Below are 21,398 nucleotides of genomic sequence, written 5' to 3'. Positions count from 1 at the left end.
GAACAATAGCCAAAATCGCTATTGTTCCAAATCTTTTTCTAAATTTAATCGAGTGATTATTCTTTATACGCCCACTTGAAGTCGTATTTAGCACCTGTTGGATGATAAATAATTTCTTTCACGTTTGGTGCACGTAAGTGTGATTCTGCTTTTTGGTAAATTGGCACAACACCCATATCAGCAATTACTGTTTTTTCAGCGTTGATTAGATCTTCCCAGCGTTTTTCAGGGTCGTTAACATCTGTGGTTTTGGACGCAGCAATGAATTTATCGTATTCAGGATTGCTGTAACGTCCACGGTTATTAGAAGTTGAGCTTTCTAATAAATCTAAGAAGTTAATTGGGTCTGAATAGTCGGCACTCCAACCACGAACAGCGATTTGGAAATCCCCTTTTAAGGTACGATCTAAGCGAACAGCCATAGGGACAGGCGTCACAGTTACTTTTAAGCCTTCCAAAGTATCAGACAGTGATCCTTGAAGATATTCGCCCATTTTTTTAGCGCCTTCAGAGTCGTCTACCATTAAATCAACCGTTAAGTTGGAAACACCAAGTTCTTGTTTCGCTTTGTTCCAGTATTCCACAGCTTTTTTCTTGTCGTATTTGACTAATTTGTCGCTACCAGCTTCTTTAACAAAGTCTTCACCCGTTTTTGGTGATTTCGCGACATCCACAGGGACGAAGCCTTGTGAAGGAAGAGAGCCATTGGCTAAAATGTTTTTAGCTAATGAATCGCGATCGATGGCATAAGACATAGCACGACGTAAGTTTGCGTTGGTCAATGGTGATTTTTCATCTGCTTGATTCATTTCTAAATAGAAAGAAGAAGCGGCTTTTAATTGGACCAAGTCAGGCGAGTTTTGCATTTGTTGGGCCAGTTCGCCAGATAAATACGTATCATCCACTTCACCAGTTTCATAAAGATTTAAGGCAGTTGGGGCTTCTTTCACCACGTTGATAGCGACTTTATCTAACTTGACAGTCTCTTTGTCCCAATATTCTTCATTTTTAGTTAGAGACCATTTAGTATCTGTTCCGGGACCATCAAACTCAGTTAGCGTAAACGGACCATTGTAGACTGCTTTATCGCTACTCTTTGTATAATCTTTACCAAAACGTTCAACGATATCTTGACGTTGCGGCAAGAAAGAAGGGAAAGCCAATAAATCGTCAAAATATGGTGTTGCTGTTTCTAAAGTGATTTCCAATTCATGATCATTGATTGCTTTAATGCCCAATTCTTCTTTAGGTAGTTCCCCTTTAGAAATTTTTTCAGCATTTTTTACTGGTTCAAACATGTAGGCATATTCTGAAGCAGTGGCAGGGTCCACTGTTCGTTGCCAACCGTAAACGTAATCTGCAGCAGTAACTGGTTTGCCATCAGACCATTTTGATTCTTCACGTAATTTAACTTTGTAAACTAAACCGTCTTCTGAAACAGTCGCTTTTTCGGCTGCACCAGCAGGCGCGGGTTTGTTGTCTTTATCTAAACGATAGATTCCTTCGTAGACATTATTTAAAGTGGTAAAACTCACTTCATCTGTCGCAAGGGACGGATCGGCACTAGGCATTTCTTGGGATTCAACCATTGTGTATACTTGGTTGTCGCTGCCGCCGTTGCTTGCTCCTTTATCGTCACTGCCACCGCCGCAGGCCGCTAAAGCTAAGCTTGATAATACAAGTAATGAAGTAAATAAAACAGATTTCTTCATTTGACACGCTCCTTTTCATTTTTAGCAATACTCTCAGTATAATGTAAAAATGAAAAGGAGAAATTAAAAAATCGTTAGAAATGATTATTCTTTTATCAATTTTTAAAAAATGTCTAATCTTTTTTATGAAAAAAGTGGACAAACGTTGATAAGTAAAGATTTGAGGTGATTTCCATACAGAAAACATTCGATTTTTGAGTATTTATTCATCATTGATTTGATTTTTTTGACATAAAATAAACATCCCTTTTACAAAAAACAAATGAGAAGAAAAAAAGATTGTTACAAAAGCAAATAAGTGCTTTTGTAACAATCTTTTTAATCTTTTAATCGTTGGATGTCAATGACAGTTCCTGTGTAGGCATCTGCAGTGAATTCGTATTGAACAATGCCGTCGTCTTCAATGCGGCAAATTCCTCCAGTATATGTTTTGGAGTGGATGGCGAATTTCCGCAAGGGCTTTTTCTCAAACTCAATCCACGAACCTTCAATCGGTCCTTCTTTTAAAAAAGCAGCTTTTACATTTTCTAAGACGAGATCAGCGGAGATTGTTTTTTTCTTATGGTAGAACAAGGTTGAGGCAATGCCGCCTACTAAACCAAGACCAACGCCTAGCGCTAAGCCGCCTTTAAAGTATGTCAACTCATTTTCTTCGTTCATTTGTATGACCTCCCTTGGTCGGTTTCTGCTTACTATTACTTTTGTCAGTATCACTCTTATTTTACCATAGAGAAGGGGCCGCTGAGAAATAAAAAAAGTTTTTCAATCATTCTTTTAGAGCATTCTCATTGTCACGTTTAAAAAGAGAAAGCGATGTGCATTTTCTAGTATTTGCGTTATAATAAGAGTGAAATCATATGAAAGGAGTACCTATTTTTATCGACAGGATAAAGTGACTTTTTAGAGAAAAAGTGACGCTTGGTTGGCGTAATTTCCAACAAATCAAAAGCAATAGGACATACATCTATGGAAGAAAAAACATTTCAACGAATCAAGGAATTAACTGAATTACAAGGAACCAGCGGATTTGAAGACGACATTCGCGCGTACATGAAAGAACATATCACCCCATTAGTGGACGATGTCCAATATGATGGTTTAGGTGGTATTTTTGGGATTAAACGTTCAAAAGTGGAAGCAGCGCCACGCGTAATGGTAGCAGCCCACATGGACGAAGTTGGCTTCATGTTAACTCAAATTAACGATAATGGTTTATTCCAAGTAGTTCCTTTAGGTGGCTGGAATCCCTATGTTGTTTCAGCACAACGTTTTACGTTAAAAACAAGTAAAGGGAACTATCCATGTATTTCTTCATCTATTCCGCCACACTTGTTGCGTGGTACGAGTGGTCAAAAACAATTAGAAGTCTCTGATGTGTTATTTGATGCAGGATTCTCTTCAAAAGAAGAAGCTGAAAGCTTTGGTGTTCGTCCAGGGGATTCCATTGTTCCACAAACAGAAACGATTAAAACAGCCAATGGCAAAAATATTATCAGTAAATCATGGGATAACCGCTATGGTTGTACGTTGGTATTAGATGCATTGGAAACGTTACAAAATGAAGAATTAGGCCACACATTAATTGCTGGAGCAAACGTACAAGAAGAAGTTGGTTTACGTGGTTCTAAACCATCTGTTCATAAATTTAATCCAGATATCTTCTTTGCGGTGGATTGTTCAGCGGCAGATGATATTCACACGAAAAAAGGGACATATGGTCATTTAGGTGAAGGAACGTTATTACGGATTTTCGACCCAGGTTTAATCACATTGCCTCGCTTGCGTGAATATTTATTGGATACAGCAGCGACACACAATATTCCGTATCAATATTTTGTTTCTAAAGGCGGAACGGATGCTGGGGCAGCGCACACAACTAATAATGGTGTACCAAGTACAGTCATCGGCGTTTGTGGTCGTTACATCCATACGCATCAAACAATGTTTAGTATTGCGGATTATGAAGCAGCACGGGAAATGTTGTTACAAGCATTACGTGGCTTGGATAAATCAACAGTTAATACAATTGTTTACGGAAAGTAGAGGATGTTTAAATGATTTATCCTAATTCATTAGAAGAACTAGCAACTTATGTTGAAAAAGGTAAAAATGTTTTCTTCTTTACTGCTGATTGGTGCGGAGACTGTCGTTTCATTAAACCAGTCATGCCTGAAATTGAAGAAGCATTTCCAGCGTTTCAATTTATCGAAGTCGACCGTGATCAGTTTATTGACGTGGCTGCCGAGTGGAATATTTTTGGTATTCCGAGTTTTGTCGTAATTGAAAACGGTCAAGAGTTAGGACGCTTAGTAAACAAAGACCGAAAAACAAAAGAAGAAATCAGTGCATTTTTAACTAGCTTAGGCTAATTTTCATGAACCAGAGGAACCATTAAATTAAGAGAGAATCAGCTGGACAAAAGGGCGTTCTGCGTAAGGGTCCTAAATTCATTTTTGACTCTAGTTTCTTAGTCAAAGAAGCCTTTTAGATCAGCCTCCATCGGGAAGGTGACGAAAATGGAAGAACAAATGTATAAAAATATTCTTGTCGGCGTAGACGGTAGTGATCAAGCCAATTTAGCTTATGAACGTGCAATTGAGGTTGCTCGTCGAAACGGAAGCCGAGTCATTGTTGCAAATATTTTAGAAAATCAAGTGTATACAATGATGGGGTATTCGACGTTAAATGATCAATTAATTGATCAAGAAACAGCCGCTGCGGAAGAATTAATGGCCGATTGTAAAAAGTATGCTGAAAGCGTTGATTTTCATAATGTTGAAACAGTTACCATGTTTGGTTCACCCAAAGAAGTCATGAGTCATGAATTACCTGAAAAATACAATGTTGATTTAATTATGGTGGGACAATCAGGATTAAACGCAGTCGAACGTGTGGTCATGGGAAGCGTCAGTAGCTACATTATTCGTCAAGCACCTTGCGATGTCTTAATTGTTCACTCTGAAGAAAAATAAGCAAAAAGAGAATGTCAAGAAAGGAAACTCTTTCTTGACATTCTCTTTTTTATTTGCTATTTTTAAGACGTATTAAGACGTATTAAAATGAGGTGTATGATTAATGGATAAATTAGAATCAAATAAAAAAGCACCGCTTTATCAACAATTATACGATGCTATTTTAAATAAAGTTAGAAGTGGTGAATATCAAGTAGGAGAAAAAATCCCTTCAGAAGAACAATTGATGACCATTTACGGAGTGAGCCGAGTAACCGTTCGTAATGCGATTAAACAATTAGTTGATGAAAATATTTTAATTAAACGGCATGGAAAAGGGACATTTGTTTCAATGCCATCCTATGTTGAGAGCATGACAGCTGGTGGGAGTTTTACTGAGTCAGGTTTAAAAATGAATCGTAAACCAACAACTAAGATCATATCAATTTGTTTGAAAAAAGCAACAGGGCATGTTGCAGAAGCATTGGGTGTTGAAAAAGCGACAGAAGTTATTGTTATTGAGCGCCTCCGTTCGTTAGATAATATGCCTGCAATTTTCGAGATTGATTATTTTAGAAAAGAAGATCAGTTTATGTTGGACTTAGAATTAACAGATACTTCATTATTAGATATTTTACGGCAATATAGAGGGGTAATTGCTAGCTATTTTGATAATATCATTGAAATTGCCTTGGCCGATGAAAAGTTGGCAGAAGCATTAGCGATTAGTGAAGAAGAAGCGTTGGTCAAAATTAATCAAACAGTTGTGGATAATGATAATCAAATTTTATATTTTAATGAGCAATATATCCGTAGCGAATCCTACAAAGTAGCCATTCGTTCATATAATAAATAAAGGAGGTTTATGAAATGAGAAGGTTTTACATTGCTTCACATGGTGATTTTTCTAAGGGGATTAAACACTCGCTAGAAATGATTGCGGGACACTCTGCAGCTGCCGTTCATACATATAGTCTGTATCCAGGTGAAAGTGCAGTTGATTTTTTTGGAGAGTTAAAAAAGAAAGCCGAACAAGCGCCAGAAGATGAATTTATCCTCATGGGTGATTTATTTGGTGCAAGTGTGGTTACAGCTATGATGGGGCTAACTGTGCTTGAAAATGTAATCGTTTTCTCTGGCGTTAATTTGAATTTGGCACTAGAGCTTATGCTAGCAGGTTCAGAAAAATTAACAGATGAAAAGATTCAGGTAATTATTCGAAATGCACGACAAGGAATTCAACGCGTTCATATCGAAGAGATAGAAAATGATGATTTCTAGGAGGAGTATTAATGAAGAAAAAAGCTGATTTTTTAGAGCTGTTTGCAGTTGAAAAACCAATTATTGGGGTGATTCATTTAAAAGGTAAAACAGATCAGGAGATTCAAGAGCGAGCAAAAAAAGAGATTCAAATTTACAGTGAACATGGGATAGATGCAATTTTGATGGAGAACTATTATGGGGATTATGTTCAGCTAGAAAAAGCGCTCCAATATGTTACTTCATTAGATTTACCGATTCCTATTGGTGTAAATGTGTTAAATGTTGACCCATTAGGTTTTCATTTAGCCAATAAATATCATTTACAATTTTTACAGATTGATTCTGTGGTTGGTCATGTGAAACCGCGGGATGAAGCATCCTTACAAGCTTTTTTTGATTTATATCGTGCAAAAACAACAGCAAAATTAATTGGTGGCGTGCGCTTCAAATATCAACCAATGTTGTCTGAAAAATCAGTCGAAGAAGATTTGAAAATTGCACAGCAACGTTGTGATGCTATTGCAGTGACAGAAAATGCAACGGGTGAAGAGACATCACTAGAAAAGATTAAGTTGTTTAGAAAACAATTACCTGAGTTTCCGTTAATTGTCGCAGCGGGTTTAAATGACAAAAATGTGAAAGAACAATTGGCGATTTGCGATGCAGCAATTGTAGGGAGTAACTTCAAAGATACGAGAAAAGATACGGGAGATATTTATGCTCCTTATGTTGATTCGTTTATGAAAATTGTGAAAGAACTGAGAGGTGAATAAGGATGATTAAAATGACAAGAGTGGACCATCGTTTGATTCATGGTCAGGTCGGGTTTACTTGGACAAAATTTTTAGAAGCAGATTGTATTTTGATTGCTAGTAATACGTTGGTTGAGGATCCATTAAGAATGAGCGCTATGAAAATGGCAAAACCTTCAGGTGTTAAATTAGTTATGAAAACGATTGATGATTCAATTAAGGCGTTAAATTCTGGGGTGACAGATAAATATAAACTATTTATTTTATGTGAATCAGTTGCTGATATGTATCAATTGGTCAAAGAAGTGCCAACAATTAAGGAAGTTAATTTAGGTGGAATGAAAAATGGGGGAACGCGCAAACAAATTTCAAAAGCTGTTCATTTATCAGAAACCGACATTGCACAAATTAAAGAACTAACTAATGAAGGAATCGAATTAACCGTTCAATTAGTCCCTGACGATCAAAAGGTTGCCATAAACAAGTTATTAAATTAAATAAATAGGAGGGTCAAATAGATGGAAGTGACATTTATCAAGGTTCTATTAATGTTTTTAATTGCCTTTTTTGCCTACATGCATAGCTGGTTTGGTTCAACGATGTGGAACCGTCCAATTGTTGTCGCTCCGCTAGTAGGGTTAGCTTTAGGAGACTTAGATACGGGAATTAAGCTTGGCGCAACATTAGAGTTGGTATTTATGGGTGCATTTCCTGTTGGCGCAAGTAATCCACCAGATTTTGTTTCAGGAACGATTATTGCAACAGCTTATGTAATTATGAGTGGGCAATCAATTTCTAGTGCGGTTGTTTTAGCTGTTCCAATCGCTACATTAGTACTTTTAATCGATAATCTTCAGATGACATTTTTACTTACAGGCGCTAGCCATTTAGCTGATAAGGAAGCAAAACGAGGCAATATTCAAGGGGTAGAGCGAATTCAACTAATTGCAGGAATTGGCAATAAAGTTTTGTTAGCTCTAATTGTGGCATTAGGCTTTTACTTAGGCGTGCCGTTTATTGAAAAGGTATTGTCTTATGTCCCAGACTTTATTACGCATGGATTAGATATTGCGGCAGGTATTATTCCAGCAATTGGTTTTGCGATGTTAGCAAGAATGATGGTAACAAAAAAGATGATTCCATTTCTATTATTAGGCTTTTTATTCGCTGCTTATTTAAAAATTTCAGTAGTGGGGATTGCTTTGTTTGGCATCGTGATTGTCCTACTATATATGAATATGAGTGATGGTCAAACAAAGGAGGCTGTTGTCGATGACAATGAATTCTAAAAACACAAAATCTGTCATTACTAAAAAAGATTTTTGGTCTGTATTTTTTCGCTCTTTAACGTTAGATGCATCATGGAATTATGAGCGGATGCAAAATTTAGCTTATGCTTATGCAATGGCTCCAATTATACGTAGGTTGTATAAAAATAATGAAGAGAAGAAAGCGGCCTTAGAACGACATTTAGAGTTTATGTCTGTCACCCCGCATATCTCTACCTTATTATTAGGAATTTCTGGAGCAATGGAAGAAGAAAATGCTAAAAATCATGAATTTAACTCAGCTAGTATTAATGCAGTGAAAACTAGTTTAATGGGACCAATGTCTGGGATTGGGGATTCTTTCTTTTGGGGGACCTTAAAAGTTATCGCAACAGGTGTAGCTATTTCATTGTCTAAACAAGGAAATATTTTTGGTCCGATTGCCTTTTTACTGATTATCAATATTCCGCATTTTGCTTTACGGTATATCTGTTTGGATAAAGGGTTTAAATTAGGTGCTAAATTTTTTAGTGATGTTGAAGATAGCGGCGTAATCGAAAAAGTTACCACAGCTGCCTCTATTTTAGGGTTAATGGTTATTGGTGGGATGACGGCTTCTAATGTCGTGTTTGAGTTAACTGCCAAAGTTGGCTCTGGAAAAATCGCCACGCCATTACAAGAATATATCGACCAAATCATGTTAGGTTTTTTCCCGGCTTTATTCTTCTTAGTTATTTACTGGTTATTAGGGAGAAAAGTGAAAACAACGACACTTTTAGTTGGGGTTATTCTATTATCTATTTTTTTGGCAGCATTAGGGATTGCCTAAAATTCAATAATTGTAAGTGCAACTTTCCCCTTTTTTTGTTACTATAGGACAGGAGAGAATTTAGCTATCCAGCCTATAGCTTTCAAATTTAGGAGGAACAGAAATGATTTTTGCATATAACAAAGAACACGTTGGCGATGTCTTACTTGTCATCGTTGCGGACGATCAAGGGGCGGAAAACCAAGTAAAACGTGTCGGCGATGTGGCACGTGTAAGTTTAGTTGAGGCGCCAGAAACAGTGGTAGCTTGGAATATTTTTAATGCTTCAGCGCTTCTAGGTGACATTAATGGCACTGGCCAAGTGACTTTAACAGACGAACAAATCGAAAAAGTCAATACAGCGATTAAAGATGCGGGATTTTCAGAAACCCTTGAAAAAGACGACACCCCTAAAATTGTGGTCGGCTTTGTCAAATCATGTAAAAAACACCCAGATTCAGATCATTTATCTATCACACAAACAGAAGTAGACAACGGCGAAATCTTACAAATTGTTTGTGGCGCACCGAATATCAAAGCAGGACAAAAAGTAGTTGTGGCCAAACCAGGCGCAATGATGCCTGATGGTTTAATGATTTGGCCAGGGGTTTTACGTGGTGAAGAAAGTTTTGGAATGATTTGTTCAGCAAAAGAATTACGTTTACCAAATGCACCTGCTAAAAAAGGAATCTTAGAATTGCCTTTTGATGCAGAAGTTGGTTCTGCATTTGCGGTAGGAGAATAAAAGAAAGAAACGACCTGTTGTCTGAACAACAGGTCGTTTCTTTCTTTTATTGATTGCTGCGATTATTTTGTTGTGTTAAAGCTGATTTATCAATGGTTAAATCGATCGTTGCTTTCATTTCTTTAGAACCACGATAATAAGTCACTTCCATTTTATCGCCAACTTTTTTCTTGTAAAGCGCGCTTTGTAAATCTGTAGTAGAGCTTACGTCTTGGCCGTCAACTTTCGTGATAACATCGTATTTTTCCAATCCAGCCTTTTCAGCAGGGGTCGCTGCTTCAACACCACGAACCACTACGCCAGTTTTTACAGAAGCTGGAATTTTTAAAATTTGTTCTTGTTGTTGTGAAGAGATACCTGTTAAATCAGACATCGTAATCCCAAGAGCTGGCCGTGTCACTTTACCATCTTTTTCTAATTGGTTGATAATGTTGACTACGTCATTACTTGGAATGGCAAAGCCCATCCCTTCAACGCTCACTTGACTAGTTGATTGCACAATTTTTACTGAGTTAATGCCAATGACTTGTCCTTCAATATTGATTAGTGGACCACCAGAGTTTCCTGGATTGATGGCAGCATCGGTTTGAATGGCATTAATATTGATGGTTTCACCAGACTCGTTTTTATTGGTAATATTTCTATTCACAGAAGAGATGATTCCTTGTGTGACAGAGTTAGCATAATCAGAACCTAGCGGGGAACCAATCGCAATAGCAGGCTCACCGACTGTGATTTTACTAGAATTCCCAAACTCAGCGACTTGATCAACTTTGTCGGAAGAAATTTTAATCACGGCTAAATCCGTGTAAGCATCGGTTCCGACTAATTCGCCTTTCACTTTGGTACCATCAGATAAAACAACTTCCAATCCTTGCGCTTTATCTACGACGTGGTTATTTGTCACGACATAAGCCGTTTTACCATCTTTCTTATAAATAACCCCACTACCTTCACTGGCTGCTTCTAAATCGTTACCATTGTTGCCGGAAGAGTCTTGAGTACCTTCATTCCCACCGAACAATCCCCCAAAAGGATCATCTGCCGAAGAATTGTTGCTAGCACTTTGCATATTAATGACAGAAACCACAGAATTTTGAACTTTTTTCACGGCTTTTGTGACATCGCTAGAAACATTGTAACTTACATTGCTGACTTTTGTGTCGCCGTGATTAGTGGACGTCGTCGTCGCTGCATTATTTCCGCCGTTGGGTGTGGGAATAATCCCAGAATAAGCGCCTCCTAGAATAAGGGCGCCACCAAGTAAGCCGCCAGCTAAACCAATTCCAAATTTTTGCAATAAACTTTTTTTATCTGAATTAGGTGTAACATCTTTTCGTTGCATAAAATAACCTCCCAATAAGTGCATCTGAATTTTCTATATTAAGTATATCTGTTTCCTACTCCTTTAGTCTATCGAATAGCTTTGAATTTTTTATGAACAACTTAGGGAAAAATTACAGAAAAAATACGAATGAAAAAGTTATACACAGAAAAATGTGAACAAATCGGGAATAACTCTGTGTATAGTTTTTAAGAAAGTTATCCACAGAATGTGGATAATGTGGACAAATCAGTGGCGAATATGTGTTTGTATTGAAAAAGCTGTTAAATAAAGTAATTTTTTAGTTTGTTCTGTGGATAACTCTGTGTATATGTGTATAAGTATGTGGAAACGTTGTGGAAAGTAGCCAAACTTCGTGCTAAAATAAGAAAGAAGAGAAAACGAGAAAGTAGTGGAATAGGTGAAAATTAAACTAGTAACAGTCGGAAAACTGAAAGAAAAATACCTGATTCAAGGCATTAATGAATATCTGAAACGTTTAAATAGCTATGCCAAGATGGAAATCATTGAAGTACCAGATGAAAAAGCCCCGGAGAAACTCAGTGACGCTGAAATGCTTCAAGTCAAAGAAAAAGAAGGCCAACGTATTTTGGGGAAAATTAATGACAACGAATACGTCTTTGTTTTAGCCATTAATGGCAAACAATTATCTAGTGAAGAATTTTCAAAAGAAATTGAACAATTAGGGATTAGTGGCAAAAGTAATCTAACCTTTGTCATTGGTGGCTCCTTAGGTCTCAGTGATTCAGTCCTTCAGCGAAGTAACCAACAAATTTCTTTTGGCCGCTTAACTTATCCACATCAGTTAATGCGTTTGGTATTAGTGGAACAAATTTATCGCGGTTTTCGGATTATGAAAGGGGAACCGTATCATAAATAGGAAGTAGGCTGGTTGCTCAGTAAGTTCTATGAATCAAGTCATTGCTTGAAAAATATATGAAGTAAAATATCTTTAGTCTGTTTGTTTGATAGAAAATAAAAAAATTCAATCAAACTGGTTTGAGAGCAACGTTACCGTTCAAACAATAAATAAAAATGAGAGGAATGGCAAAAAACAATGGTCATTCCTCTTGTTTTTTTTAAAATTGTCCGATTGTTGTGCCTCAGAAATAGGTTCAGCACCCATAATTATTATTTTAAAATGAGAAAAAATTAAGGGATTATCATAAAAATCAATATTTTTAACGTGAAAAGTTGAATAAGCTCTTTAATGAAGAAAACGCTATTGACAGTAACCAAAAATTACCTTAAAGTGAAAGCGTAAACATGTATAATATTTCATGTGACTAGGGAAAACTAGGCATGAAAAGTCTGTCTGAAGTAATTACTTTAGGTTGTCTTTTCATGCCTAATTTTTATATAGAATACTTAGTAGAGGAGGAAGTTGATTAAATTATCAGAAAAAAGTGTTTGGAAAAGTCGGATTGGTTGCTTAAAAATAGAAAGATATGGGGAAAAATATGATTAAAAAAATAATAGTCGTTGTTGCTTTCATGCTTACAGGCTTCTCGCTAACTGCGATGAGTGCCTCTGCAGAAGAAATAACTGATTTATTTTTACAAAAAGAAGTGACATATTCTGGTGTGGAAGGAGGAAAAATTGGAGAGAATTGGAAATACCCTCAATTTGTTGGCGAAAAAGCTGTCGATGGCGATGAAACAACACGCTGGTCCGCTGATAAGCAAGATGAACAATGGTTAATTGTTGATTTGGGTGAAGTAAAAAACATTGGCGAACTCGTTTTACAGTTGCATGCAGAAAGTCCTGTGTATGAAATCTTAGTTTCAACAGATGGTGAAAGCTATCAATCTATCTTTAAAGAAGAGAATGGGCAAGGTGGCCAACCTACTAAAAAATATATTGATGGCAATAATGTACAAGCACGTTTTGTAAAATATCAGCAGATGAAAATGTGGCAACACACAAATAAGCAATTTTACAGTTCAAGTATTATTTCGTTTGAAGCATATGAAAAAAAACGACTGCCAGAAGCGATTAAACTTTTAACAGAGAACCTGACTATTAGTGAAAAAAGAAAGCAACAGCTAGCCTTTGAAGTGTCACCAGCTGGAGTAGATATCACAGAGGATCAGATTGAGTGGTCGAGTAGTGATCCTACCATTGTGACGGTTGACCAAACGGGTAATTTAACAGCAGTTAAGAGTGGTGAAGCGAAGGTAACAGTCAAAATTAAAGGAACAGAAATTAGTGATACAATTCCTGTGACTGTTGTAGCAGAAAATAAACAATATGCGGAAATGCGAGCAAAATGGAAAATGCGATTGTTAGGTACAACGCAGTATGATAACGATGCAGATGTGCAACAGTATCGTGCCCAGATTGCTACGGAGAGTTTAGCATTGTGGCAAACGCTTAATCAAGCAGCAGATCGTGGGTATCTGTGGGAACGAAAACCATCGGATACAGTGTCTGCTGATTACACGACTCAATTTACCAATATTAAAAAATTAGCGTTAGGCTACTATGAACCATCAAGTGAGCTTTTTGAAAAACCAGAAGTTTATGATGCGATTGTTAAAGGCATTGAATTTATGATTGATACAAAAAAATACAATGGAACGTATTACACAGGTAACTGGTGGGATTGGCAAATTGGTTCCGCGCAGCCGCTAACAGATACATTGATTTTATTACATGATGACCTATTGAATACAGATGCAGAAAAATTAAATAAATTTACTGCTCCGCTGATGCTGTATGCAAAAGATCCAAACATACAATGGCCAATTTATCGTGCAACAGGGGCTAACTTAACAGATATTTCAATCACCGTTTTAGGTACTGGACTTTTGTTAGAAGATAATCAACGCCTAGTACAAGTACAAGAAGCTGTTCCGTCCGTTTTAAAAAGTGTTTCCTCTGGTGATGGCTTATATCCTGATGGTTCCTTGATTCAACATGGTTATTTTCCGTACAACGGCAGTTACGGGAATGAGTTGCTAAAAGGGTTTGGACGAATTCAGACTATTTTACAAGGTTCCGACTGGGAGATGAATGACCCTAACATTAGTAATTTATTTAATGTTGTTGATAAAGGTTACTTACAATTGATGGTAAATGGAAAAATGCCATCGATGGTTTCTGGTAGAAGTATTTCCAGAGCGCCAGAAACGAATCCTTTTACTACAGAGTTTGAATCGGGTAAAGAAACAATAGCTAATTTAACCTTAATTGCAAAATTTGCACCAGAAAATTTAAGAAATGACATTTATACATCTGTCCAAACGTGGCTCCAACAAAGTGGGTCATACTATCATTTCTTTAAAAAACCAAGAGATTTTGAAGCGTTAATTGACTTGAAAAATGTGGTGAATAGTGCGTCACCTGCCCAAGCGACACCAATGCAATCTTTAAATGTATATGGTTCGATGGATCGAGTCCTACAGAAAAATAACGAATATGCGGTGGGGATCAGTATGTATTCACAACGTGTCGGAAACTATGAATTTGGGAATACGGAAAATAAAAAAGGCTGGCATACAGCAGACGGCATGCTTTATTTATACAATCAAGACTTTGCTCAGTTTGATGAAGGATATTGGGCAACGATCGATCCATATCGATTACCAGGAACGACAGTTGACACAAGAGAATTGGCAAATGGAGCTTATACAGGGAAACGCAGTCCCCAGTCATGGGTAGGTGGCTCAAATAATGGACAGGTTGCCTCTATAGGAATGTTTTTAGATAAAAATAATGAAGGAATGAACTTAGTTGCTAAAAAATCTTGGTTCTTATTAGATGGACAAATCATCAATTTGGGAAGTGGCATTACTGGTACGACAGATGCTTCGATTGAAACAATCCTCGATAATCGGATGATTCATCCACAGGAAGTGAAGCTTGACCAAGGTTCAGATAAAGATAATTCTTGGATTAGTTTAAGCGCAGCGAATCCATTGAATAACATTGGCTATGTTTTTCCTAATTCAATGAATACGCTTGATGTTCAAATAGAAGAACGCTCTGGTCGCTACGGAGATATTAACGAATACTTTGTTAATGATAAAACCTATACAAATACATTTGCTAAAATTAGTAAAAATTATGGCAAGACTGTTGAAAATGGTACTTACGAATATTTAACAGTGGTTGGGAAAACGAATGAAGAAATCGCAGCTCTTTCTAAAAACAAAGGCTATACTGTTCTAGAAAATACAGCAAACTTACAAGCCATTGAAGCAGGTAATTATATCATGATGAATGCATGGAATAATGACCAAGAAATTGCAGGACTGTATGCGTATGATCCAATGTCGGTTATTTCAGAAAAAATTGATAACGGTGTTTATCGCTTGACTCTTGCGAATCCTTTACAAAATAATGCATCCGTTTCTATTGAATTTGATAAGGGCATTCTTGAAGTAGTCGCAGCGGATCCAGAAATTTCTGTTGACCAAAATATTATCACTTTAAATAGTGCGGGGTTAAATGGCAGCTCGCGTTCAATCACAGTTAAAACAACTCCTGAAGTAACGAAAGAAGCGTTAGAAAAATTAATTCAGGAACAAAAAGAACACCAAGAAAAAGACTACACCGCAAGCAGCTGGAAAGTCTACAGCGAAGCATTGAAACAAGCACAAACTGTGGCAGATCAAACAACAGCAACGCAAGCAGAAGTAGACCAAGCAGAAGCAAAACTACGTTCGGCAGTGAAGCAATTGGTAAAAGTGCCAACTAAAGAAGTAGATAAAACCAACTTGTTGAAAATCATCAAAGAAAACGAGAAACACCAAGAAAAAGACTACACCGCAAGCAGCTGGAAAGTCTACAGTGAAGCGTTGAAACAAGCACAAACTGTGGCAGATCAAACAACAGCAACGCAAGCAGAAGTAGACCAAGCAGAAGCAAAACTACGTTCGGCAGTGAAGCAATTAACATTGAAAAATAGTGGGGAAAATAAAACGGAACAAAAAAATGGGGGGAATAATGGACACTTAAATACTAGTGCGGGAGTTGATCAAACTGGTACGAAACAAGTTAAGCCATCAAGCCAAGGTGGTTTCAGAAAAGCTAGCCAATTTTTACCGAGCACAGGAGAAAAGAAATCGATCGCGCTTGTGATTATTGGTCTTCTAGTTATCGCCAGTGGGTGTCTTTTAGTTTTTCGTAAAAGTAAATCGAAGAAGTAAAAAATTACGGATTCACTAAAAACATAATAAAAAAGCAGACTTCCATACAAGAAGTCTGCTTTTTCATTAATTACTCCGCTTCCGCATTTTGCAAGTCAGCGACATCAGTCAGATAAGTGGCTTCATCCAACAAATCTTCCGAATGTGCAACATAAATCGCAGTGGCGCTATCACCCACCACGTTTAGGCTAGTAACGAGCATTTCGATTGGACGATTAATGGCTAAAATTAATGAATACGTCGCAATCGCAATCTCATTGTTATAGTTTAAACCAGTTAAAATAGTGAAAAGGATAATTCCGCCAGCGCCAGGTGCCGCCGGTGTACCAATGGATGACATTAAAGCTAAAATGGCAATCAAGGCAATATTAGCTGGTGTCACTTCATAACCAGCTACGCCCGCTACAAAAATAGCCGCAATTACTTGCATAATCGCTGTGCCGTTCATATTAATAGTCATTCCTAACGGCAAGACAAAGGCGGCAACATCGCTGTCGACACCTAACTCTTCAACCGTTGTTTTTGTATTTAACGGTAAAGTGGCTGCTGAAGAAGAAGTAGAAAATCCAAAAACCACAACTTTCATAATCTTTTTAATAAAAGGAACAGGATTTAATTTTGTCGCAAATAAGATAAATAATGGGTAACCGATCATCAAAAAGGCTAAGAGCGTCGCTGTCGTTGTTACAACGTAGACTAACGCTGGTTTTAAATAATCAATCCCGTAAGAAGCAAACGTCCGAACTAACAACATAAAGACGGCGATAGGAGCAAATTTAGTAATTACAAAGGTTAAAAATAACGTGACCATCGCATTGACTTCTTCAATTAATTTTTTGAAAACACGAATTTTATCCCCTAATGCATTAATACATAAACCAGTAATCACTGCCAACACAACAACGGCTAAAATCGCACCATTGTCGCTAAATGCAGAACCGATATTTTTCGTGACAGCATTGACAATCACCATTAATGGGTTGCCGCTCGTACTTACTTCGACAGGAGCTAGCGTTTCAGATAACGACACATTAAAAGCGCCAGTTAAATATACGCTATAGCCCACAATTCCTGCCGTTAATAGAGCAATCAGTGACATCGATAAAAAGCCAAAAATTGTTTTATAAGAAATTCGTCCTAATTTTTGCGTATCGGTAATATGACAAATGGCTAAAGTAATTGAAGTAAAGACCATCGGCACAATCACTAATTGTAGGCCGTTGATAAATAGTTGACCAATAATATAGAAAAGCCCAATCGCAGATTGTCCTTTTTCAGGATCTGAAATATCTTGGAAAAGAATCTGATTGATTGTCTGCCACACAGCGCCTTGATTGCTGCGAATAAGGTGCTCTCTTAAAAATAAAAAGCCGAGCCCAACGATTAAACCTCCCACCAATGAAATCACCATTTTTTTGGTAAATGAGATACCTTTCACTTCACGTTTTTTCTTTTCCACTTTGTTGCCTCCCAAATAAATTGATTAAGCACCGCGCAAAAAAAGCCTTGCACACAAAAAAAGGGCAAGACATCTCGTATCATTCACTATACAAAAATACAGAATTTTACAGAACTTTGCCTTGTTAGCCTCTCGGACTATCTTAAAGGTACTTTTCCACATACTAAGGGAAACTACAAGAATTGTCAATTCTTTTTTACTTAGGGGGGTGTTATTTTTGAAGAAATGAAAGGAAAGAAACAGACGTTTTTCATTTTTTGTTTAATGATTGTGTTAAAATAATCATTAGTAGAATAAGTGAAAGGAAATATTACCTTTCTATATGATAGGAGAGTATTTTTAATGAGAAGTGATCGACATCATAATAACAAGTATTTAGGAATAGTGATTGGATTATTAATTGTTATTATTGGATTATTAGTATTCATCTTAGTGAATGGGCAAACAAATTTAAAAAGAAAGACGGTAGAAGAAGTAGATGCAACACCATCTTCCTCGACAAAGACCGTTAGCAGTTATTCAAGTACCTCAGTGGTGCAAGAAAGTGAAAGTAGTTCAGAAGTTACTACTATTTCAGATGAAGAAAATGTGGCTGCAGAAGCAGTAAAAAAACTCTCCACTAGCCAACGTGCGGCGCTAGTTATTTTGGGTGCGCCTTCAGGATGGCGGTTTAATGGCTATCCAGCTCAAGAAAATTCGAATCAATCAGTTCAAGAGATTGCTTTGTCCAATATGAATACCATAACGTTAACCAAAGTAAGTAGTAAGTTAAGTGATAACACTAGTGAAAATGATCAAATGTTTTTTGCAACTGGAAAAAATATACAAGGTGTTGGCGGTGTTCCTTCGCAAATCTATGCGTTCGGACGTGATGGGGAAATGATTTACTATTATGTTGTTAAAACGAAACTGGATAATTCATCCGCTCAACCAACAGCGATAAACTTGGGACAAGCTAATATGAATAAAATTTGGAAAAATTTTTTTGATGTGGGTGATTTAAGTAGTATGAATCGAGTGGCGGATCAGATTGTTATAAAGTAATAGAGCACTGATTTAGAAAAGGAGTTAAAGCGTATGTTTAATCATCGTCACCAAAAAAATAAATACTTCTTTGTTGTGATTATACTGCTACTAGTCATTATTGGCTTACTTATTTTTCTTATTGTTACTGGTGGGACAAATTCTGAAAAACAAACAAAAAGTTCCAGCAAAACAACCCAAACAACAAAAATTAGTAAAGAGAGTTTGAAAACCATACCTCAAACAATGAGTTCACAGCAAAATAGTTCAACAAGATTAAACGAAATGAATTATACGGAGTCAGAGAAGCGAGCAATAACTAATGAATTTCTGCTCTGGGCTAGTAAACGAGCAGAAATTGGTGGAATGGCTGTTACCACTAGATTTTTTGATCATGGAGCGAGTGGTAAAGGTGATTGGTATGCATTAACACCAGATCGGCAAGCTATTTTAGTTCAGCGGCAAGATCCATCTAGGCAAAATAGCTACCCTATTCAAGCCTTGGGTGGGGTAACATTTTATACTTCGAAAGATGGCACCTTGGGCCGGTCTGATAAAGTAATGACTTCGGCTTTAGCAGCAGGCTATAATGAAGTTGCTGATTTAGGAAAACCAATTATAAAATATTTACTTGGTGATGATGGTGAAATTTATGAATATCACAGTAGTGGTTCTTTTACAGATGGTTTTTATGAGATGGATGATAAAGGCAATCGGCAAGAAAATGGAAGGCCTATTCAAACATTTACCCTTTCCGCAGATACCGCAGCCAAAAAAGAGCTACAACGGATTCTTTTGCAGTATAATAGAAAATAGAAACGAAAGAACAGGCACCAACACAAAGGAGGTATTTTTATGAAAGTCACTCAACTTTCTAGTGAAACTCTTGACCGAGCGCATGAACGTTTTGAAGAAACACTTGCGCAAATGACCGTTGCCGAAGCAAACACGATGCCCGCACCATTAATCAAGTCTGTTACTTGGCTGATGTGGCACACAGCCAGAGAATTAGACCTACAAATTTCCGCACTTAATCATAGTGAACCGTTATGGCTTAGCCAACACTGGACAGAAAAATTTGCCTTGGATTTGCCAGATGAAACAGAAGACTGGCATCACACACCAGAAGAAGCGGCGAAAGTCGTGGTGGCAGAAAAGCAATTGCTTAGTGACTATTTGGCTGCCAGTGTGGCACTTACCAAAAGCTATTTAGACCAAATCAAAGAAGAACAATTGTCAGACGTGATTGATAAAAATTGGACCCCGCCGGTGACTAGACAAGTGCGTTTAGTTTCAGTGATTGATGATGCAGTGATGCATTCTGGGCAAGCCGTTTATACACGAAGATTAGTCATTGGAAAATGATAAATAAGAAAAAACAAAAAATGCTTCTGCCTAAGCAGGAGTATTTTTTATTGAGAGAAAAAATACATAAAAATAATGAACGAAGGACTGTCCACTTTTTCCCTAGTTGAAACGTTGTATAAGTGAAAGGAGAAATCAGATGAAAAAGGAGGCAAATTTTGACGAAGTACTATTTTCTTTGGGGCAAGAAGTCATCCAAGTCTTGATTCACCGAGGAGCAAGTCTTGAAGATGCACAAGATGCAGTGTCGCAAACGTATACAACGATTTTTTCAATATTACCTGAAATTACATCAGAAAATCTACGCCCGTGGTTTTTCCGAGTAACATTTAATTACTACATTACGATGTATCGAAAAAAGAAACGAGAACGCACTTTTGTGGCAAACAGCCATCCTGTGCAATCAATAGAAAAAATGGAAGGGCAAGAGCTATTATTATTGATCGATTCCTTAAAAGATGAGGAACAAGAACTATTGCTTTTGAAATATTATTATCAATTATCGTATGCCGAGATTGCGTTGATTTTAGAATTATCTGTTGAAAATGTTCGCAAAAAATTGTATCGCACACGTCAAAAACTAAAAAAAGAACTGGAGGAATAGAAGTGGATTTAAAAAAAAGTATTCGTAAAGCGAAAAGAAAACAATTTATCGTGATTGGTGCCATAACCGTTGTTAGTTTTGCTGTATTGTTTGTCGGTTTTTTTGTGGGAATGGATAAACTTTCGACGAAAAACTATCATACCCTACTAGAAGTAATTAATGATCAAGAAATGATTGCTTCACCAAACACTCAATTAGACTCCCAAGTAATTGCTAATAGTTCGCCTTTTGGGGGCGAAGTTGTAACTAATCGTTCAAAAAATATTGATGGTTACACGGTGGAGTGGAGTAATTTACGTAGCAGATATAGCTTTTTCAGAAATTCGATTGACCGGAATGAAGCCTATCTTGGTAGCTATTATTCTTCTAAGAATTCCTATGAATACAACCGACAAACCAAGCAGAAAGTGGCAACTTTTTATAACCCAGCGATTACCAATTACTATGATGATGTTAAAAACGAATTAAGTGAATTAGATAAAATGGAAAACCAAGTAGCGGAAGTGGCGATTTCTTTTGATAAACCTTATCCATATGAAGAAGTCCGCAAAATGTTACCGAGCAATGTCAACTTAGTTTGGCTCTATGTTTACTCCAAAACGGTTAATGAAAAAGAAGGTCCTTCTGGTACGCTGCCTTATGGTTTTCAATTAAGCATGGACGATCAAAACGAAATATTTGATCCTGAAAACGACAAGCAACACTTTTTTGAAACCTTAGAAAAATCCCCCATGTTTGCTGACAACCAAGAAGGCCAAAAGTTTATCCAACAAAATAAAAATAAAAAAGTCGAAAAGTTACCTATTTGGGGAGTCATGCTCACCGGACAAACCAAAAATTTCAAAGCCTTACAAAATGAACCTTTTGTTCGTGGTGCTTCAATTGGCGTGACCGCACCTATCGTTCCTTATATTCAGCCAGAGAAATAAACGTTCTTCAGAACTCTAAGC

Annotated in this window: 21 protein-coding genes; 17 read left to right on the top strand and 4 right to left on the bottom strand. The window is 37.1% G+C overall.

Features of this window, described 5'->3' with window-relative positions:
* Window positions 1–56 precede the first annotated feature (56 nt).
* Both IGK03_RS12125 and IGK03_RS12120 read right to left on the bottom strand, forming a co-directional pair.
* Window positions 57–1,712, bottom strand: a complete 1,656-nt coding sequence (locus tag IGK03_RS12125) for a peptide ABC transporter substrate-binding protein (protein ID WP_002355011.1) — start codon at window positions 1,710–1,712, stop codon at window positions 57–59.
* 318 nt (window positions 1,713–2,030) lie between these two features.
* Entirely contained in the window at window positions 2,031–2,372 is a 342-nt protein-coding gene (locus IGK03_RS12120) for a PepSY domain-containing protein (protein ID WP_002355012.1), read from the bottom strand.
* A gap of 306 nt (window positions 2,373–2,678) precedes the next feature.
* Here IGK03_RS12120 and pepA point away from each other — a divergent pair, with 306 nt between their 5' ends.
* The 10 genes from pepA to ytpR all read left to right on the top strand — a co-directional run bounded on the left by pepA (window position 2,679) and on the right by ytpR (window position 9,499).
* Complete coding sequence (gene pepA, locus IGK03_RS12115; RefSeq protein WP_002355013.1) at window positions 2,679–3,755, top strand: glutamyl aminopeptidase; 1,077 nt, start codon at window positions 2,679–2,681, stop codon at window positions 3,753–3,755.
* Between the two features lie 11 nt (window positions 3,756–3,766).
* The gene (locus IGK03_RS12110; protein ID WP_002355015.1) at window positions 3,767–4,081 is read left to right on the top strand and encodes a thioredoxin family protein; all 315 of its coding nucleotides are present in this window, start codon (window positions 3,767–3,769) and stop codon (window positions 4,079–4,081) included.
* 147 nt (window positions 4,082–4,228) lie between these two features.
* Window positions 4,229–4,684 carry a universal stress protein gene (locus IGK03_RS12105; protein WP_002385249.1) on the top strand — a complete coding sequence of 152 codons (456 nt, stop codon included), beginning with the start codon at window positions 4,229–4,231 and terminating at the stop codon, window positions 4,682–4,684.
* A gap of 103 nt (window positions 4,685–4,787) precedes the next feature.
* The gene (locus tag IGK03_RS12100) at window positions 4,788–5,519 is read left to right on the top strand and encodes a GntR family transcriptional regulator (RefSeq protein WP_002365323.1); all 732 of its coding nucleotides are present in this window, start codon (window positions 4,788–4,790) and stop codon (window positions 5,517–5,519) included.
* Window positions 5,520–5,533: 14 nt separating this feature from the next.
* On the top strand, window positions 5,534–5,944 hold the full coding sequence (locus IGK03_RS12095; protein WP_002359084.1) for a PTS sugar transporter subunit IIA: 411 nt from the start codon (window positions 5,534–5,536) through the stop codon (window positions 5,942–5,944).
* Window positions 5,945–5,955: 11 nt separating this feature from the next.
* On the top strand, window positions 5,956–6,699 hold the full coding sequence (locus tag IGK03_RS12090) for a BtpA/SgcQ family protein (protein ID WP_010710898.1): 744 nt from the start codon (window positions 5,956–5,958) through the stop codon (window positions 6,697–6,699).
* Window positions 6,700–6,701: 2 nt separating this feature from the next.
* Entirely contained in the window at window positions 6,702–7,175 is a 474-nt protein-coding gene (locus IGK03_RS12085) for a PTS sugar transporter subunit IIB (protein ID WP_033625179.1), read from the top strand.
* A 21-nt stretch (window positions 7,176–7,196) separates the two neighbouring features.
* Complete coding sequence (locus tag IGK03_RS12080) at window positions 7,197–7,967, top strand: PTS mannose/fructose/sorbose/N-acetylgalactosamine transporter subunit IIC (RefSeq protein WP_002365320.1); 771 nt, start codon at window positions 7,197–7,199, stop codon at window positions 7,965–7,967.
* On the top strand, window positions 7,951–8,775 hold the full coding sequence (locus IGK03_RS12075) for a PTS system mannose/fructose/sorbose family transporter subunit IID (RefSeq protein ID WP_049095591.1): 825 nt from the start codon (window positions 7,951–7,953) through the stop codon (window positions 8,773–8,775). Before IGK03_RS12080 ends, IGK03_RS12075 begins: the two co-directional genes overlap by 17 nt.
* A 103-nt stretch (window positions 8,776–8,878) precedes the next feature.
* On the top strand, window positions 8,879–9,499 hold the full coding sequence (ytpR, locus tag IGK03_RS12070) for a YtpR family tRNA-binding protein (protein ID WP_002361057.1): 621 nt from the start codon (window positions 8,879–8,881) through the stop codon (window positions 9,497–9,499).
* 46 nt (window positions 9,500–9,545) lie between these two features.
* On the opposite strand, the gene IGK03_RS12065 is transcribed toward ytpR, so the two are convergent.
* A complete protein-coding gene (locus IGK03_RS12065) occupies window positions 9,546–10,844 on the bottom strand; it encodes a S1C family serine protease (protein WP_002368406.1) in 1,299 nt (432 codons plus the stop codon).
* Window positions 10,845–11,244: 400 nt separating this feature from the next.
* On the opposite strand from IGK03_RS12065, the gene rlmH reads away from it, so the two are divergent.
* The gene (gene rlmH, locus IGK03_RS12060; RefSeq protein ID WP_002355021.1) at window positions 11,245–11,724 is read left to right on the top strand and encodes a 23S rRNA (pseudouridine(1915)-N(3))-methyltransferase RlmH; all 480 of its coding nucleotides are present in this window, start codon (window positions 11,245–11,247) and stop codon (window positions 11,722–11,724) included.
* Between the two features lie 580 nt (window positions 11,725–12,304).
* Window positions 12,305–15,997 (top strand): polysaccharide lyase family 8 super-sandwich domain-containing protein, encoded by a 3,693-nt coding sequence (locus IGK03_RS12055; RefSeq protein ID WP_142964131.1) that lies wholly within the window; start codon window positions 12,305–12,307, stop codon window positions 15,995–15,997.
* A gap of 70 nt (window positions 15,998–16,067) precedes the next feature.
* On the opposite strand, the gene IGK03_RS12050 is transcribed toward IGK03_RS12055, so the two are convergent.
* Entirely contained in the window at window positions 16,068–17,471 is a 1,404-nt protein-coding gene (locus tag IGK03_RS12050) for a dicarboxylate/amino acid:cation symporter (protein ID WP_002387350.1), read from the bottom strand.
* 327 nt (window positions 17,472–17,798) lie between these two features.
* Between IGK03_RS12050 and IGK03_RS12045 the strand changes: the two genes are divergently transcribed.
* The 5 genes from IGK03_RS12045 to IGK03_RS12025 all read left to right on the top strand — a co-directional run bounded on the left by IGK03_RS12045 (window position 17,799) and on the right by IGK03_RS12025 (window position 21,377).
* Window positions 17,799–18,500, top strand: a complete 702-nt coding sequence (locus IGK03_RS12045; RefSeq protein ID WP_010707036.1) for a hypothetical protein — start codon at window positions 17,799–17,801, stop codon at window positions 18,498–18,500.
* A gap of 33 nt (window positions 18,501–18,533) precedes the next feature.
* Entirely contained in the window at window positions 18,534–19,295 is a 762-nt protein-coding gene (locus tag IGK03_RS12040; RefSeq protein WP_016618057.1) for a hypothetical protein, read from the top strand.
* Between the two features lie 39 nt (window positions 19,296–19,334).
* Window positions 19,335–19,844, top strand: a complete 510-nt coding sequence (gst, locus tag IGK03_RS12035) for a DinB family glutathione transferase (RefSeq protein ID WP_002370068.1) — start codon at window positions 19,335–19,337, stop codon at window positions 19,842–19,844.
* 139 nt (window positions 19,845–19,983) lie between these two features.
* Window positions 19,984–20,448, top strand: coding sequence for an RNA polymerase sigma factor (locus IGK03_RS12030; protein WP_025187365.1), 465 nt, complete (start codon window positions 19,984–19,986; stop codon window positions 20,446–20,448).
* 2 nt (window positions 20,449–20,450) lie between these two features.
* Window positions 20,451–21,377, top strand: coding sequence for an anti-sigma factor (locus IGK03_RS12025; protein WP_202334911.1), 927 nt, complete (start codon window positions 20,451–20,453; stop codon window positions 21,375–21,377).
* Window positions 21,378–21,398 lie beyond the last annotated feature (21 nt).

The organism is Enterococcus sp. DIV2453a (assembly GCF_050533535.1).
GTDB lineage: Bacteria > Bacillota > Bacilli > Lactobacillales > Enterococcaceae > Enterococcus > Enterococcus faecalis.
The sequence above is the reverse complement of the archived record's forward strand: the minus strand, read 5'-3'. Positions and strand labels throughout refer to the sequence as shown.